The sequence below is a fragment of the Fructobacillus papyriferae genome (genome assembly GCF_018437225.1).
Taxonomy (GTDB): Bacteria; Bacillota; Bacilli; order Lactobacillales; family Lactobacillaceae; genus Fructobacillus; species Fructobacillus papyriferae.
Window position 1 is genome coordinate 167,557 of the sequence record NZ_JAAMFI010000001.1, and the last position, 16,771, is coordinate 184,327.

Sequence of the window (16,771 nt, forward strand, 5' to 3'; positions counted from 1 at the left end):
TTTTTGCCGTTTAATTAGGAAGGGTTCATGGCGCTTAGTCGAAGAGAACAATTAGAAAAGTTAATGACTCAAGCCGAGCTTCCAGACGATCTGAAAGCAGTTCTGGCTGATGCCTCCTTGGCTGGTGTTAAAGTCAACCCCGAACAAAAGACCTGGCGTTTTATTGTGGCGACCAAGCGGGTACTGACTTTTGCAGCCTATTTGGCTTTTTACCAAGGACTGGCTAGTAATTTTCAACAGGTTAAAGGCATTGCCCTGACAATCGAACCGGAAGAGCCGGGCTTTGGTGAAGAGGAGGTGCAAGCTTACTTCCATTTTGCCTTGAACCAAACGAGCTTGAGCTACGCCTTAGTGCAGCAGTTGGCATCGGCTTCTTCCGTTCACTTGGAAGGAAACGGGCACGTTCGAATTGCAACGGCCGCTCCTTCTTTAGCGGCCGCTTTGACCGATCGAGTCCAACAAGAGCTGGTGCAAGTTTATTCGAATTTTGGAATGACAAAGCTGACCTTTACTGCCGAAATTGATGAAGGACAGCAACAGCGTCTCCAGGAGAATTACCACTCCCATCAGCAGCAAGTGCGACAAAACATTGATCAGGCGATCAAACGGGCGGCTAAGGCCGCTCCAAAGAAATCTTCTGATGGGGTTGCCTTGCGATTGGGGCGGGCGATTAACCCCGATGCTGAGATCACGCGTTTGTCAGAAATTGACGGCGAAGAATCGCGAATTGTTGTTGAAGGCTATGTTTTCGCTGACGAGGTTCGTGTTTTACGTTCCAAACGGCAACTGTTGACTTTGAAGCTGACCGATTACTCATCATCTATTTCAGCAAAAAAATTCTCCAACAATGAGCAAGACGAGGCGGTTTTTGAACAGTTAAAGGCGGGTTGCTGGATAAAGGTCCGGGGAAATGTTCAAGAAGATACCTATGCTCGTGAGCTAGTTTTGAACATTTACGATCTGCAGGTCGTTGACCACCAGGACCGTCAAGAAGAGTACCAAGGCGAGGAGCAGCGCATTGAGCTGCACACTCACACCAACATGACGGGGATGGATGCGGTCACGGACTTTGGCAAAGTCGCTAAGCTCGCGAAAAATTGGGGTCAAGAGGCCCTGACGGTAATGGATACGGCTAATGTCCAAGGTTATCCACAGGCCATTGATGCGGCTAAGAAAAATGATTTGAAGATGATTTATGGGATGGAAGCCAACGTCGTTGAAGACGGGGACCCCATTGCTTACAACATTACCGATCAGGATTTGGCGGATAAAGAACTGACCTATGTTGCTTTCGATTTGGAGACGACAGGGCTTTCTGCCGTGTCTGATCGAATCATCGAATTGTCCGCTGTTAAAATGCAGATGGGCAATGTGATTGACAAGTATTCTGAATACATCAATCCGGGCTTTCCGCTGTCCGAATTCACCATTAATTTGACTTCCATCACGGATGCCATGGTGGCCAACGCCAAACCTGAGCAGGCCGTCATTGATAATTTTCGAAAATGGATCAAAGGATCGGTTCTGATCGGGCACAACGTGACCTTCGATGTGGACTTCATGAATGCCACCTACGCGCGCTATCAGGAAGGGCCAATTGAAGAACCGGTCATCGATACGTTGCCATTTACCCGTTGGTTATACCCGGACTATAAGTCTTATCGTCTGGGAACGTTGGCCAAGAAGTTTGGCATCGAATTGGAACAGGCCCACCGGGCCATCTACGATGCGGAGACGACCGGTCATTTGGGCTGGAAGCTGATCAAAGAGGCTTTTAAACGCTATGATGTCACCAACCTGAACCAGCTAAACGACCACATGTTAGACGGGGGCGCTTGGCGTCATGGACGCCCATTTCACGCCTCGCTTTTGATTCAAAACCCAACCGGTCTGAAAAATATGTACCGACTCGTTTCCGAGTCGAACGTCTCGTATTTCAACAAGGTACCGCGGATTCCGCGCTCGGTCTTGAACAAGTACCGCGACGGTCTGATTGTTGGTTCCGGTGACACCTCCGGCGACTTGATCGTGACCCTGATTGAAAAGGGCTATGCTCAGGCTAAAAAGAAGGCCGACTTCTACGATTACATCGAAATCCAGCCACTGCCAAACTATCAACCGATGTTGGATTCGGAGTTAATTGCTGGACCAAATAAGCTTAAAAGTATTTTAACCGACATGGTTAAAATTGCTGATGAGCTAGGCAAGCCCGTTGTGGTCACCGGAGATGTCAAATACACCAATCCAGAAGATCACATTTACCGTGATATTCTGATTGGGTCACAACCCGGTAATCCATTGAATCGACAGGCTCTGCCCCACGTCCACTTCCGGACGACCCAGGATTTGCTAGAACAATTTGCTTTCTTGGGCGAGGAAAAAGCCAAGCAGGTCGTCATCGACAACACCCATGTTGTCGCCGATCTTTTGGAAGATATCAAGCCTTTGAAGGAAGGGTCCTTCCCACCACAAATTCCAGAAGCGGGTGATGAGCTACGAGAAAAGACGCTAGCAGCTGCTAAAAAAGCCTATGGTGATCCGATTCCAGAAGTTATCCAGGAGCGAATCGACAAGGAGCTGAAAGCGATCATTGGAAACGGCTTTGCGCCGCACTACATGATTTCTCAGCGACTGGTTGCTAAGTCCAATAAGGACGGCTACCTGGTTGGTTCCCGTGGATCGGTTGGTTCTTCCTTTGTAGCCACGATGTCTGGAATTACTGAAGTTAATCCGCTGCCGCCACACTACCGGTCTGCGCATGGCGATTATTTCGAATTAGCTGATCCGAAGAAATACGGGTCTGGCTATGATTTGCCGGACAAAGAAGATCCCAACCATCCTGGCGAACTGCTGATCGGCGATGGGCACAACATTCCGTTTGAAACCTTCATGGGCTTCTCTGGAACCAAGGTGCCCGATATCGATTTGAACTTCTCCGGTGACTATCAACCCATTGCTCACGACTACATGAAGGTCATGTTCGGGGTGAAGAAGGTTTTCCGTGCCGGCACGATTGCTACGGTCGCCGAAAAGACGGCCTTTGGTTACGTGAAGGCCTATGAGCGTGACCACGACAAGCAGTACCGCGGCGCTGAAGTGGAGCGTTTAGCTCAGGGAGTGACTGGTGTCAAACGAACCACTGGGCAGCACCCCGGTGGTATTCTGATCGTCCCTGCTGATTATGACATCTACGATTTCACGCCCGTGCAGTATCCGGCCGATGATCAAACGGCTCTTTGGCAAACTACTCACATGGATTACCACTCGATTCACGATAACCTCTTGAAGATGGATATCTTGGGTCACGATGATCCGACGATGGTGCGTACACTAAAGGATTTATCCGGGATTGATCCAACGACGATTCCGGCTAATGATCCGGGCGTTCTGAAGCTCTTTACTTCGACCGAACCGCTTGGTGTGACTGCCGAGCAAATCTATTCCAACACCGGAACGCTGGGCCTGCCAGAATTTGGTACCGGTTTTGTGCGAAACATGTTGGAAGACACGCAACCACACACCTACTCGGATTTGCTCCAGATTTCTGGACTATCCCACGGAACGGATGTGTGGTTGGGCAACGCCCACGACTTAGTCGAAAACGGAACGGCCACCATCGCAACCGTGATTGGAACCCGTGATAAGATCATGACCGATTTGATCAATTACGGCCTGCCTGCTGACGATGCCTTTAACATCATGGAAAAGGTGCGTAAGGGAAAGGGCATTACAGACGAGTATCAGGCATTGATGCGGCAGCACGAGGTGCCGGAATGGTACATTGATTCTTGTTTGAAGATCAAGTACATGTTCCCACGTGCCCACGCGGCTGCCTACGTCTTGATGGCTTTGCGAATCGCCTACTTTAAGGTGTATTTCCCAGCCATTTATTATGCGACCTACTTCACGGTCCGGGCCAACAGCTTTGACGTTGTGGCTATGGCCCGTGGTAAGGAGGCCGTTAAGGCCGCTATCGCGAAGATCAAAGACCTCGGAAACGACGCTTCAAAGGGTGACCAGGACCTTCAAACGGTGCTGGAAATGGCCAACGAAGCTTTGGAGCGTGGCATTTCCTTCAAGATGGTTGACCTGAAGCGCTCCGAAGCAACGGAATGGGTCATCGATGGCAACGAGCTGATCCCACCATTCTCGGTTATTCCGGGACTGGGGGACAACGTGGCCAACCAGATTGTCGCATCCCGGGCTGAGAAGCCTTTTATCTCAAAAGAAGATTTGAAAAAGCGCGGAAAAGTCTCGCAGACGATTATCGATTTCTTGACTTTGCACTCCGTGATTTCGGATCTACCGGATGAGAACCAATTGTCGCTCTTCGATTTTTAAAAGGAAAGAAGAGACTTGCTGTTTTAGCGTGACCGCTTATATGATGAGCGATTGTCGACCAGCAAGAAAAATGTAAAAACTAAAAAGGAGGGGGCTTTTGCCCCACACATCATGGATAAACTTTTCAAATTAAAAGAAAACCAGACGACTGTTAAAAAAGAAGTGATTGCCGGTTTGACGACTTTTGTCTCAATGGCTTACATCTTCTTTTTGAACCCACAAATTTTGTCCCAGGCGGGCATGTCCCAACTGGCTGTCTTCATCGCAGCCATTATCGTGGCAACTTTTGGAACGTTATTGATGGGCTTGTATGCCAATGTGCCATTTGCTTTATCACCTGGAATCGGCATGCAGGCTTACTTCACTTACACCATCGTCTTTGGCTTTGGCTTTAAGTGGCAAGAAGCCTTGGCGATTGTCTTTATGGTTGGACTGTTGGACATCTTGATCACCTTGACGCACGGGCGTCAGGCAATTGTGAAGGCCATTCCTGAAGAACTGAAAGCCGCCATTGGTGGTGGACTTGGCGTCTTTGTGACCTACATTGGTTTGAAAAACGCCGGTTTCATCAACTTTGTTGTGTCTAAAGGGTCGATCATGTCAGTCAATGACAAGCCTTACAGCGGTGGGGCAGTGAAAGATGGAATTTCTTCCATCATGGCTTCTGGTTCTGTGACACCAGAATTGACCCGTTTCACGGAAGCGTCTGCTTTGTTGGCCTTGATTGGTCTTTTGATTTTAACTTTCTTGGTCATCAAGAAAGTGCCGGCTTCCTTCTTAATCGCCTTGATTGTAACGACGTTGATTGGAATTCCAATGGGTGTGACAAGCACGCATTTGTCAGCTGCTGCCTCATTACCAAATGCTTTTGCGGACTTTACGAACACTTTTGGTGCTGCCTTTGGTTCAAATGGAATGGGCTCGCTTTGGACCTCTTGGACAAAAGCTTCCCTGGCCATTGTCACGGTCTTTGCCATGGGCTTGACCGGTCTGTTCGATGCCATTGGTACGTTGATCGGAATTGGAAACCAAACGGGAATCTTCTCAAAGAAGGACCAAGAAGCCTTTGTGGCGGATAACTCCTTTAACTCAAAAATGGATCGCGCTTTGGTTGTCGATACCTTTACAACGACTTTGGCCGGAGCAGTTGGAACGTCCAATACCACGACTTTGATTGAATCGGCAACGGGTGTTGCTGCCGGTGGACGCACTGGTTTGACGAACGTGGTTGCCTCAATCGGCTTCCTTGCCATGCTGGTTTTGTCACCATTGGTATCCATCGTGCCAACAGCTGCTACGGCGCCAATTTTGATTATGGTCGGTATTATGATGATGGGCGAATTCAAGAAGATTGACTGGTCAGACCTTGCTGTTGCTGTACCTGCCTTCTTCACGTCAATTTTCATGGGCTTCTCCTTTTCCATTTCTTATGGAATCGCCGCTGGCTTCATCTTCTACATTATCGTGAAATTGGCGCAGGGAAAGCGCAAGGAATTGTCACCAATTCTTTTGGTTGTCACGGCCTTCTTCTTAGCTAACTTTATTCTCTTGGCTTTTATCTAAAAAACGAATACGCATTTATAAAACCGCTCGTATCGAAAAGATGCCAGCGGTTTTTTGTTGTCGTCGATTTCATGGACTTTTGCAGCCTTAGACTAGCATTTTTGCTATAATAGAACTATGAAAAAAGGTACAGTAAAGATTTGGCAAAAAGACCGTGGCTACGGTTATATCACTCCTGATGAAAAAGGTGACGACATCTATGTTCACTTTAACGGGATTGCGGGCGAGGGCTTCAAGTCGCTTTTTCCAGGCGAGCGCGTACAATACGTGTTGGTGCAAGGAAAGGATGCTTTCCAGGCTGCGCAAGTTACTCCGCTTGATGAGGAGGATTAAGCATGGTCAAGAAGGAAGAATTCTACTCAAGCGATATTCAGTACGAAGGACCGATCTTCAAGATCGATTCACGTCGCGTCAAGCTCTTTGACGGCAGCATCGCCCAGCGGGATGTCGTTACCCGCGGACCAGCGGTCGGCATTTTACCATTGGTTGATGAGGATCATGCGATCTTTGTTCGCCAGTGGCGCGAACCAGTGCAGCAATTTGTTCTAGAAATTCCTGCCGGCAAAGTCGACGCCCGTGACCATGGCGATGTGAAGACGGCCTGTCGTGAAGCAGCCATTCGTGAATTAAACGAAGAGATTCGCGTCCATCCAGGAAAATTGGAGGAGTTCGCAGACGGCTTTGAGGCGGTTGGCTTCACTGACTCCAAAATTGCCTTATATCTGGCAACCGATTTAAAGCATTTGGATGGCACGGACCAACTGCCGCGTGATGAAGGCGAGTATTTGGATGTCGTCACGCTTTCTTATGATGAGTTGACTGCGATGTATCAGGCTGGTCAGCTCAATGATCTGAAGACCTTGGCTGCCTACTTCCACTGGACGATTCGGAGGCTTTCAAATGGCCAATAACTTTTTTACAAGAAGCCAAAAAACACGGGAACAGAAAGCTCGTTTAAAGCAACGTAGGCAAGTTGAACGGGAATATGCGAAGCAGCACGAAGACGACATTACCGTTGTTGAACCTGCCAATCGCCACGAAATGCGGCTCACGCACAAAGGACGTTTTGAGCTTGGATCAGACGGTGAACTGACATCAAAGGGGAAAACCGACCGTTTGTCCTACCGCTATAATCGTGGAATGATTTTGGTTGGCCTTTTGACGGTGGCGACTTACGTTGCTTTCTTCGTCTTGCCATAACGATAGGGGGACTTCATGAAAATTGGAATTATCACGCCAATGGAAGAGGAAAAGAAATCCTTGACGGCGGCTTTAGAAGACGCTGAAGTGGTGAGCTTTTCTGACCTTGACGTTCTAGTTGGCCGCTATCAGAGCCAAGACGTCTTCTTGGCGGAATCTGGGATTGGAAAGGTTGCTGCCGCCACAGCCACGACGATTTTGACGCAGGTCTTTGACGTTGATGTGGTGATTAACACGGGGTCAGCAGGTGCCTTACAGTCAGAATTAGCCATCGGTGACTTGGTCATTGGAAAAGAACTGGCCTACTTTGACGCTGACGTTACAGCCTTTGGCTACGATTATGGTCAGTTGCCAGCACAGCCGGCACGTTTTGAAGCCGACGCCGATTTGGTAGCGGCTTTTGAAAAGTTGACGGATGCCAAAACTGGTTTGATTGTAACGGGCGATACCTTTGTCCAACAGTCGAAGAAAGACGCGATCAAAAAGCACTTCCCGGATGCATCGCTTGCAGAGATGGAAGGCGCAGCGGTCGCGCAAGTGGCCAGCCGTTTCCAAAAGCCATTCATCGTCTTGCGTGGCGTGTCAGACCAAGCCGATGGCGAATCGGATGTCGACTTTGATGAATATGTTGTTCAAGCTGGACAGAAGTCCGCTGAACTTCTCCTTTCTTATTTAAAGGGATTGAATCAATAAGCAGACTTATTAAAAAGGACGAAAACCATGATTGCAGTTTATAACCAAGCAGCAGAGGGTGACATCCTGATGTTGACTTTTGCGCCTGCTTCAACAGGCACACCAGCAGTGGAAACAAAGAAAAACGTGACGGTTGTTAAAGAACCTGAATCAGAGGATCTGTTGGCCGTGAACATTCAAGGTATGGGCCAAGCGCTCGGTTTGGACAAGTTACCTGCCGGTCAGGTCTTCTTGTCAGACGAACAGGCTAAAGTGATCAACCAAGCCATCGAAACCGCCGGCTTTGATATCACGGTGGTAGCCGAAAAGCCAAAGTTGGTTATCGGGGTAGTCGAAGAAATGACGGAACACCCCGATTCCGACCACTTGCACGTAACGAAGGTAGACGTTGGCGAAGCCGATCGTTTGCAAATCGTTTCTGGTTCACCCAACATGACAACCGGCATCAAGGTTGTCGTGGCTAAGCCAGGTGCCATGATGCCATCGGGTGAAATCATCTGGCCGGGCGCCCTCCGTGGCGTGCCATCAGCCGGCATGATTTCTTCGGGCCGCGAATTGAAGATTCCGGGTGCACCGGACAAACCGGGCGCCTTAGTGCTTCCTGACGACTTTGGTCAGGTGGGGGAGGTCTTTTCATTTGAAAAGGCCAAAAACCTCTACAAAGACGGCCGCATCGATACGAATTACTAAAAAAGAGAGCACTATGCCAAAGAAATATTACTTCATCGGAATCAAAGGAACGGGGATGGGCCCACTGGCGCAGATCTTGCACGACCAAGGCAACGAAGTTCTTGGGTCTGATATTGATCAGTTTACTTACACGCAGGCGCCTTTGGAAAAGGCAGGAATCAAAATTTTGTCTTTTGACGAAAACAACGTTTTGGCCCACAAGGACTACACCTTCGTTCGCGGAAACGCCTTTGAAGACGACCAAGTCGAAGTCAAGGCGGCACTCGAAGCAGGCGTGAAGATGATTTCCTTCCCTGAAGCGGTTGCCGAACAGATCGAGCAGGCGACCACGATTGCCGTTGCCGGTGCGCACGGGAAGACGTCGACGACGGGGATGTTGGCCCACGTGATGAAGAACGTGGCGAAGACTTCTTATCTGATTGGTGATGGAACTGGTCACGGGGTCGAAGATTCCGAATTCTTCGTCTTGGAAGCCGATGAATACCGTCGCCACTTCAAGCCTTACCATCCTGATTACGCCATCTTGACCAATATCGATTTCGATCACCCGGACTACTACAAGAACCTTGACGATGTCTTTTCTGCCTTTGAAGACTTTGCGAGTGGTGTTAAAAAGGGAATCGTGGCTTGGGGCGACGATCCATCGCTGCAAAAGCTAGACGTCGACGTGCCGCTTTACTACTACGGTGACGTTGCCGGTCGTGATGACTTCTTAATTGAAAATGTGGACAAGGAGACCAATGGGTCAACTTTCTCCGTTTCCTTCCGGGGCAAGGACCTGGGCTCCTTCTTCATTCCAATCTTTGGTCAGCACAACATCTTTAACGCGACCGCAGTCATTGCCGTTGCCTATTTGGAAGGCTTGGACTTGGCTGGCGTGCGTGAGCACCTGAAGACCTATCCCGGTGTGAAGCGACGCTTTTCTGAAAAGCAGGTTGGCGGCGTGACCATCATTGATGACTACGCTCACCACCCAACCGAAATTAAGGCAACCCTTGATGCCGCTCGCCAGGAACATCCAGACAAGGAAATCGTGGCGGTCTTCCAGCCTCACACCTTTACCCGTGTGATCGCCTATAAAGATGAGTTCGCCAAAGCCCTTTCCCAGGCTGACACGGTTTATCTGACGCCAATCTTTGGCTCAGCCCGTGAAGCTTCCGGAACGGTTTCAGCAGAAGACATTGCGAAGGAAATCCCAGGTGGGGCAACGATTATCACAGAGGATAACCTGTCGCCCTTACTTGAACACGAAGACGGGGTCTTGGTCTTCATGGGGGCCGGTGATATTGAAAAGTATGAATTTACTTTTGAAAAGTTGCTCGGTCAAATCCAATCGGATCGGTCATAAGCTTTTAATCTTAGTTTAAGCTGGTTTCGATAGAATATTTTCAAATAAATTAGAAACTGAGGAGATATAAAATGAATAATTTTGATTTCAACTCTCGTCGCGACGTGACGGGCGCTGATACGGGCATGAAGCTCTTCTTCCAAAAGGTTTACGGTTACATGGCCGTTGCTTTGGCCGTGACAGCTATTTCTGGCTACATTGTCCAGAACTTCTTTTTGCCACAAGTTTTGTCACTCTTTACCGGTTCGTTTGTCGGTACGATCATCGTTTTCGGTATTGAAATCGCTTTAGTTGTGATGATTCGAAACGCTTCTTTCCAAAACAACCCTTCTAAGGCATTTGGTTTACTGATGACCTTTGCGGTTGCGCAAGGACTGATGCTGGGCATTCTCTTGGCCTACTACACGGGCGCTTCCGTTCTGGCAGCCTTTGTCTCAACAGCCGCACTTTTTGCTGGAATGGCCGCTTATGGTTTGTTTACTAAAAAGTCATTGGCTGGTATGGGATCCATTTTGTTTGGTCTTTTGATTGGTCTGCTTGTGGCCATCGTGATTAACATTTTCATGGCTTCAAGCGCCTTTCAGTTATTGATCTCTATGGCCTCTGTTGTGATTTTTGCCCTTTACACGGCATACGATAACAACATGTTACGTCAGGCATACGTCCAACTGTCTAGCCAAGGGGCTGATGAGGGGCATTTAACGGGCATGGCCATTGTTGGTGCCTTGATGCTTTACTTGGACTTCATTAACATTTTCTATTCATTGCTTCAGTTGTTCGGTGATAGCCGTGACTAAAGCAGTCAAAAAAGACTCGTTTCGGCGAGTTTTTTTTATGCTACACTACAAGAAGATGAAACAAGGGGAGCAACATGAGTAAAAAAATCCTACTAATTGACGGAAATTCGCTGGCTTTTCGGGCCTTTTATGCGATGTACCAACAACTCGACCGGATGGTGACACCAGAAGGTTTGCACACCAATGCGTTGGTCGCCTTTAACAACTTCTTGGAGTCGATTGTTTTACCGATGCAACCGGACTTGGCTTTGGTGGCTTGGGATGCTCGCTCTGGTAAAGAGACATTTCGAGGCGATTTGTACGCAGATTATAAATCTGGTCGTGATAAGGCGCCGGCCGAATTTAAGGAACAGTTCCCTTATTTGCGGGAAATGGTCGAGGCCCACGGCCTGCACAACTACGAGCAGATTGGCTTGGAAGCAGACGACATCATCGGAACGCTGTCTCGCATTGGCCAAAAGGCCGGGGACGAAGTCATCATTATTACCGGGGACCAGGATTTGACGCAATTGGTCACGGACCATGTGACGGTCAAGCTGACCAAGAAGGGCGTGACTCAGGTCGAGGTCTACACACCCGACTTTATCATGGAGCAGTTTGGCATTACACCCGAGCAAATAATTGATAAGAAGGCGCTGACGGGGGATACCTCTGATAACTATCCGGGTGTCACCAAGGTCGGAGAAAAGACGGCTTTGAAACTCCTGAAGGAGTATCATGATCTGGACAATCTTTACGCGCACGTGGAGGCGATGAAGCCTTCCAAGATGAAGGAAAACCTGATCAACGACAAGGACCAGGCTTATCGCGCCCAGAAGCTGGCGACGATTATTACTGATGCCGACCTGTCGATTGGCCTGGACGACATCGTTTATGCCGGTCCAAAGGAAAAGGGCTTGGTGACGCTCTTTGAAAAGTTGCACTTCCGACAAGCGCTGAATAAGCTCCGTTCGCAGTCACTTCTTCCTGATGACGGTCAAGCAGCCGAAGCTTCCGAGCAAAAGCAAGGGAACTTCCAAGAGGTCAAAGAACTGACGGATGTGGCCTTGGCCAAGTTGGGCAAGGAAAAGTCACTGGCTTTTCACATCGACACGACCGGTGACAACTACCACCAGGCTGACATGATTGCCTTTGCGATTGGAAACGATCAGCTTGGTTACTTTGGCAGCCGGGACTTCACGCTCTTTGATAACGAGCATTTGCGCCAAATTATCGAAGATAAAAGCATTCAACTTCGCCTCTTTAACGCCAAGGCCCACTGGGTTTTGCTACACCGTTTGGGTCTGACTTTGGCGGGCGTGGATTTCGACTTCCTGTTGGTCGCTTATTTGCTGGACACGGTCGGCAATGACAACGTGCTGTCGACATTAGCTGGCCGCTTCGGTCGTTATTTGGCAGATGATGAAGCAATTTACGGCAAAGGCGCTAAGTTCGCTGTGCCTGACGAGGGTCGAATCGTCGAAGAACACGTTGGCCATAAGGCGCAGACGGTCTTTGACTTGCGCGATCAGGCTTTCGAGGATTTGGACAAGCACGAACAGGGCCACTTGTACCACGACATCGAGTTGCCTTTGTCCTTTGTGCTTGCCAAAATGGAAGCCCGTGGCTTCACGGTTAACGAGGACCGCTTGGCCAAGATGGGGCAAGAGATGGACGAGCAGATTGCCTCACTGAAAGAAGAAATCTTCCAAATGGCAGGCGAAGAGTTCAACATTAACTCGACCAAGCAGCTGGGCACTTTGCTCTTTGAAAAGATGGGCCTGCCCGTCATCAAGAAGACAAAGACCGGCTATTCAACGGCTGTCGAAGTCCTAGAAAAGTTGGCGCCACAGGCACCAATTGTGGATCACATTTTGTCTTATCGTCAGTTGGCTAAGCTGAAGTCCACCTATGTCGATGGTTTGCTGGCCGTGGTTGATCAGGCTGATCATAAGGTCCACACGCGTTTCTTGCAAACGCTGACGCAGACCGGTCGATTGTCCTCAGTCGATCCAAACTTGCAAAACATCCCGATGCGGACGGAAGCCGGCCGCAAGATTCGCCACGCTTTCGTGCCGTCACACGACGACTGGGTGATCTTTGGTGCCGACTACTCCCAGATCGAATTACGTGTTTTGGCTTCGATTACCGGGGATCCAGCCATGGAGCATGCCTTTGTCGAAGACGAAGACATTCATGCGGAAACGGCCCGCAAAGTTTTTGGCCTGCCAGATGATGCGCCAATCGATGCCGACCAGCGTCGGACGGCCAAGGCGGTTAACTTTGGTATTGTGTATGGTATTTCCGATTATGGCTTATCGAAGAACTTGAACATTGCACGTAAAGATGCCAAGGCCTTCATCGAGACTTATTTCCAGGAATTTCCACGCATTCATCAATGGATGGAGCAGATTAAGGAAAAGGCGCATCAGGACGGCTTTGTCGAAACCATCGAACACCGCCGCCGGTATTTACCAGACATCAATGCCAAAAACTTCAACACACGCTCCTTTGCCGAACGAACGGCCATGAATTCGCCAATTCAGGGATCCGCTGCCGATATCATCAAGATTGCGATGATTAAAGTCAGTGATGCCGTGGAAGAGAAGGGCTTGCATGCTCGGATGTTAGTTCAGGTTCATGATGAACTAGTCTTCGAATGTCCAAAAGATGAACTGGAAACCTTAAGAAGAACGGTTACCTCCGTGATGGACAGTGCGGTTCAACTTGCCATTCCGCTTAAAGTAGAATCCCATGCAGGACCGACATGGTACGAAGCTAAGTGAGTCTTGCAAAATGAAAGGAGTCGATTGAATCGGCTCTTTTTTGCTCGTTTTGATTTATTAGCATTCTCTAACGGGGATCTTTACTAGACCAATTGCCATACCAATTGGGCGGTCAAGTCAAGAAAGCTGACCAAATTCTATACAAAGTCCTATGTTTCGACTATTATTTGTAACAAGGAGGTGGAACCAACATGAAAAGTTCGGAATTACAACGAAATAAAGCCGTCTTGCCGATGTCGGTTGTACGGGAGCTAACGTTGCTTTCTGACCGTCAAATCCGTTATTACGAAGAACATGGGTTGGTGAAGCCGAAGCGGGGAAAGGGTGGACAGCGCCGGTTCTCGTTAAATAACATCGATCAATTGTTACAGATAAAGGATCATTTGGACGCTGGCGATTCGACCAAAGATATTAAGGAACTTTTTGACAAGGCAGATCGCCTTCAAAAACAAAAAGAAGAGGATAAGAACTCTTCTTTGCGCCGTTCTTTGCAAGATGAATTTGCCCAAATTGCCCGGTTTAATCAGTATTAATTGATGGGATTTGATAGGATAAGGGGGAAGAAAATGGAAAAAGAGATGATGACCAAAGAGTCGATTAAAAAACGCGTGGTAGACGAACAAGTGGAGTTCATCCGGGTGACGTTCACGGATGTCTTTGGCACGATTAAGAATGTCGAGGTGCCTGCTTCACAGCTCGACCGAGTGTTGAATAATGACTTGATGTTTGATGGCTCTTCTATCGAAGGCTTTGTTCGAATTAACGAATCGGACATGTATCTTTATCCTGACTTATCTACTTTCATGATTTTCCCCTGGGCAACGGATGAGCATGGTGGCAAAGTGGCGCGCCTGATTGCCGACGTTTATAATGCGGATCGGACACCGTTTGAGGGCGACCCTCGAATCGCTTTGAAAGAGGCGGTTAAAAAAGCAGAAGACCGTGGCTTTACGGAATTTAATGTCGGAACTGAACCGGAGTTCTTCTTGTTTAAGTTAGATGAGCAAGGCAAGCCTACCATGGAGCTAAATGATCATGGCTCTTACTTTGATTTAGCACCATTGGACCGAGGCGAAGATGTTCGACGTGAGATTGTGTTGACTTTGGAAAAGATGGGCTTTGAAGTGGAAGCGGCCCACCATGAAGTGGCGGCTGGTCAGCACGAAGTTGATTTCAAATACGCTGATGCGTTGGATGCAGCCGACAAGATCCAAACGTTTAAGTTGGTCGTGAAGACAATTGCGCGAAAGAATGGCTACTACGCCACCTTCATGCCAAAGCCTGTTGCCGGCATTAACGGGTCGGGGATGCACGTTAACATGTCGCTTTTTGATCAGACGGGGAACGCCTTTGCCGGAGACGAAAAGAATCAGATGGCTCTTTCTGATACGGCCCTGCATTTCTTAGGCGGCCTATTGAAGCACGCTCCTGCCATTACAGCCATTGCCAATCCAACGGTGAATTCATATAAGCGATTGACACCTGGTTTTGAAGCACCGGTATACGTTGCTTGGTCGACTTCTAATCGGTCACCGATGGTCCGGGTTCCTGTGGCACGGGGCCTGGCCACTCGTTTGGAACTGCGAACAGTCGACCCAACAACCAATCCATACACTTGCTTGGCAGCGATTTTGTCAGCTGGACTGGACGGAATGGATCAAGGGTTGGAACCAAGTGCGTCGGTTGATAAGAACATCTACCTAATGGATGAAAATGAGCGAAAGAAAGCCGGTATCCGTGATTTGCCGGACACGCTCTTGGATGCTCTGGAAGAGTTAGAACAAGATCCGGTTATTATCGATGCAATCGGAACGCATATTACTGACAAATTCATTGAGGCTAAGAAGATTGAATACACGTCTTATCGACAGTACGTTTCCAAATGGGAAGTGGACAATTACTTTATGAATTATTAGAAAAAAGACCTTCGAGTAATGAACTCGAAGGTCTTTTTTTGTGCGACTTTGCTTGCTAATGAACGGTTTTGTTTCGATAAATGTTGAAATAAAAGAGCGTTCCGTTAATCGCCATGACAATTGCGGTGAAGATGAAGATCGCCCGGTAGTCAAAGACCGACGCAATGACCGTGCCACAAAGCGGACCGAGAACGGAACCAATCGATTGAAAGGATTGATTGTAAGAAAAGACACGGGAAACCATCTCGTCTGGACTGTTGCGTGACAACAAGGTCTGGATGGCTGGTAAAAGCGTGGCGTCGGCAATACCAATAGCAAAGCGGAAGAAAAGTAACCAAAAGACGGTTGTGACAAAGGCTGTTGGTACAAAAGCGATGACCGCCATGACAAAGCCCATCTGAAGCATAAATTTGGTTCCAATATGATCCCCTAAGCGGCCAAACCACGAAGCAAAGATAAAGGTCGCACAGCCAGGCATCGCCGCGACAAGACCGGTGATAAAGGTGATGTTACTGTGGCCGGAAAGCACCTCGCGGACGAAAAGGGCAACAATTGGGTTGATGGCCATGTTAACAATTTGGACCAACATCGTAGTTGTAAAGAGGGCCAACAGGACTTTCCAATTGGCTAAATCTGAAAAACGCATCTTGGGTTTTGGCTTTTCGTCTTCAGCTGGCTTTTCAGGTACCTTTTCTTCGACTAGAATCCAAATGAAAAAGAAGACGATGACAAAGATCGTTGCCGTAATCAAAAAGATTTGCCGGTAGGAAAGAAATGTGGCTAATGAACCACCAATTAAGGGGCCCATTAATGTACCACCAGTAAAGCCGGTAACGACAATACCAAGGGCTCGCCCAACTTGATCCTTTGGCGTCTGGGTGGCGATTAAAGCATTTGAGTTGGAGATAAAGCCACCAAGTGCCCCTTGCAAACCACGTAAGAAGATCAGCTGCCAGACGTTTTGACTAAAACCGGTCAAGGCCATCACAAAGGCCAAGCCGAGGGCTGCTCGCATCATCATTAGCTTGCGGCCTTTTTTGTCAGCCAGCTTGCCCCAAAGAGGCGAAACAATCGCTGAAACTAAGAAGGTTACCGCAAAAGCAGCCCCAGAATAGAAGTTTAGCTGATCGCTAGTGAAGCGGCCCATCGTGTCGATGTAAAGTGAGAGAAAGGGGACGATTTCGGAAAAGGCAATGCCTGTCATCATGACAGCTAGCCAGATGATCCACATGTTTCTTTTCCAATCAATTGTGTGCGCGTTTTCGGTCATGGCACCTCCGATAATGATTCAATACTATGGGCATATCTTACTCTTTTTTGATGAAAATGTCAGCTTTTAAACCGGGTATCATCAGGCGCTTTTCTAAAGTAAATATATATCTTAGAAAGGGGTCAGGACAGGGATCGATCGGAACAATTCGGATCTTGTGTCTGCTACATCCTTCCCTTATAATGAAA

At 48.4% G+C, this 16,771-nt stretch carries 13 protein-coding genes; 12 read left to right on the plus strand and 1 reads right to left on the minus strand.

All coding sequences use genetic code 11. The annotated features are described in order from the left end of the window. The first annotated feature begins 27 nt into the window (after positions 1–27). The 12 genes from G6R27_RS00820 to glnA all read left to right on the plus strand — a co-directional run bounded on the left by G6R27_RS00820 (position 28) and on the right by glnA (position 15,313). Complete coding sequence (locus tag G6R27_RS00820; protein ID WP_213819195.1) at positions 28–4,341, plus strand: PolC-type DNA polymerase III; 4,314 nt, start codon at positions 28–30, stop codon at positions 4,339–4,341. 111 nt (positions 4,342–4,452) lie between these two features. After that, positions 4,453–5,904 (plus strand): NCS2 family permease, encoded by a 1,452-nt coding sequence (locus tag G6R27_RS00825; RefSeq protein WP_213819196.1) that lies wholly within the window; start codon positions 4,453–4,455, stop codon positions 5,902–5,904. A gap of 117 nt (positions 5,905–6,021) precedes the next feature. Then, a complete protein-coding gene (locus tag G6R27_RS00830; protein WP_213819197.1) occupies positions 6,022–6,237 on the plus strand; it encodes a cold-shock protein in 216 nt (71 codons plus the stop codon). Between the two features lie 2 nt (positions 6,238–6,239). Next, complete coding sequence (locus G6R27_RS00835; protein ID WP_213819198.1) at positions 6,240–6,815, plus strand: NUDIX hydrolase; 576 nt, start codon at positions 6,240–6,242, stop codon at positions 6,813–6,815. Beyond that, positions 6,805–7,104 (plus strand): hypothetical protein, encoded by a 300-nt coding sequence (locus tag G6R27_RS00840; protein ID WP_213819199.1) that lies wholly within the window; start codon positions 6,805–6,807, stop codon positions 7,102–7,104. Before G6R27_RS00835 ends, G6R27_RS00840 begins: the two co-directional genes overlap by 11 nt. 15 nt (positions 7,105–7,119) lie before the next feature. After that, positions 7,120–7,797 carry a 5'-methylthioadenosine/adenosylhomocysteine nucleosidase gene (locus G6R27_RS00845; RefSeq protein ID WP_213819200.1) on the plus strand — a complete coding sequence of 226 codons (678 nt, stop codon included), beginning with the start codon at positions 7,120–7,122 and terminating at the stop codon, positions 7,795–7,797. A gap of 27 nt (positions 7,798–7,824) precedes the next feature. Continuing rightward, on the plus strand, positions 7,825–8,487 hold the full coding sequence (gene ytpR / locus G6R27_RS00850; protein WP_213819201.1) for a YtpR family tRNA-binding protein: 663 nt from the start codon (positions 7,825–7,827) through the stop codon (positions 8,485–8,487). 13 nt (positions 8,488–8,500) lie between these two features. Continuing rightward, positions 8,501–9,835 carry a UDP-N-acetylmuramate--L-alanine ligase gene (gene murC, locus G6R27_RS00855; RefSeq protein ID WP_213819202.1) on the plus strand — a complete coding sequence of 445 codons (1,335 nt, stop codon included), beginning with the start codon at positions 8,501–8,503 and terminating at the stop codon, positions 9,833–9,835. A gap of 71 nt (positions 9,836–9,906) precedes the next feature. Continuing rightward, the gene (locus G6R27_RS00860) at positions 9,907–10,632 is read left to right on the plus strand and encodes a Bax inhibitor-1/YccA family protein (RefSeq protein ID WP_213819203.1); all 726 of its coding nucleotides are present in this window, start codon (positions 9,907–9,909) and stop codon (positions 10,630–10,632) included. Positions 10,633–10,706: 74 nt separating this feature from the next. Continuing rightward, entirely contained in the window at positions 10,707–13,397 is a 2,691-nt protein-coding gene (polA, locus tag G6R27_RS00865; protein WP_213819204.1) for a DNA polymerase I, read from the plus strand. A 191-nt stretch (positions 13,398–13,588) separates the two neighbouring features. Continuing rightward, the gene (locus tag G6R27_RS00870; RefSeq protein ID WP_213819205.1) at positions 13,589–13,930 is read left to right on the plus strand and encodes a MerR family transcriptional regulator; all 342 of its coding nucleotides are present in this window, start codon (positions 13,589–13,591) and stop codon (positions 13,928–13,930) included. Between the two features lie 33 nt (positions 13,931–13,963). Continuing rightward, complete coding sequence (gene glnA, locus G6R27_RS00875; protein WP_213819206.1) at positions 13,964–15,313, plus strand: type I glutamate--ammonia ligase; 1,350 nt, start codon at positions 13,964–13,966, stop codon at positions 15,311–15,313. Between the two features lie 55 nt (positions 15,314–15,368). On the opposite strand, the gene G6R27_RS00880 is transcribed toward glnA, so the two are convergent. Then, on the minus strand, positions 15,369–16,583 hold the full coding sequence (locus G6R27_RS00880) for an MFS transporter (protein WP_213819207.1): 1,215 nt from the start codon (positions 16,581–16,583) through the stop codon (positions 15,369–15,371). Positions 16,584–16,771 lie beyond the last annotated feature (188 nt).

What these genes read in the sequence shown, in the direction of transcription:
- G6R27_RS00820 (WP_213819195.1), top strand. Translation starts at nt 28, where the DNA reads ATGGCGCTTAGTCGAAGAGAACAATTAGAAAAGTTAATGACTCAAGCC.
- G6R27_RS00825 (WP_213819196.1), top strand. Translation starts at nt 4,453, where the DNA reads ATGGATAAACTTTTCAAATTAAAAGAAAACCAGACGACTGTTAAAAAA.
- G6R27_RS00830 (WP_213819197.1), top strand. Translation starts at nt 6,022, where the DNA reads ATGAAAAAAGGTACAGTAAAGATTTGGCAAAAAGACCGTGGCTACGGT.
- G6R27_RS00835 (WP_213819198.1), top strand. Translation starts at nt 6,240, where the DNA reads ATGGTCAAGAAGGAAGAATTCTACTCAAGCGATATTCAGTACGAAGGA.
- G6R27_RS00840 (WP_213819199.1), top strand. Translation starts at nt 6,805, where the DNA reads ATGGCCAATAACTTTTTTACAAGAAGCCAAAAAACACGGGAACAGAAA.
- G6R27_RS00845 (WP_213819200.1), top strand. Translation starts at nt 7,120, where the DNA reads ATGAAAATTGGAATTATCACGCCAATGGAAGAGGAAAAGAAATCCTTG.
- ytpR (WP_213819201.1), top strand. Translation starts at nt 7,825, where the DNA reads ATGATTGCAGTTTATAACCAAGCAGCAGAGGGTGACATCCTGATGTTG.
- murC (WP_213819202.1), top strand. Translation starts at nt 8,501, where the DNA reads ATGCCAAAGAAATATTACTTCATCGGAATCAAAGGAACGGGGATGGGC.
- G6R27_RS00860 (WP_213819203.1), top strand. Translation starts at nt 9,907, where the DNA reads ATGAATAATTTTGATTTCAACTCTCGTCGCGACGTGACGGGCGCTGAT.
- polA (WP_213819204.1), top strand. Translation starts at nt 10,707, where the DNA reads ATGAGTAAAAAAATCCTACTAATTGACGGAAATTCGCTGGCTTTTCGG.
- G6R27_RS00870 (WP_213819205.1), top strand. Translation starts at nt 13,589, where the DNA reads ATGAAAAGTTCGGAATTACAACGAAATAAAGCCGTCTTGCCGATGTCG.
- glnA (WP_213819206.1), top strand. Translation starts at nt 13,964, where the DNA reads ATGGAAAAAGAGATGATGACCAAAGAGTCGATTAAAAAACGCGTGGTA.
- G6R27_RS00880 (WP_213819207.1), bottom strand. Translation starts at nt 16,583, where the DNA reads ATGACCGAAAACGCGCACACAATTGATTGGAAAAGAAACATGTGGATC.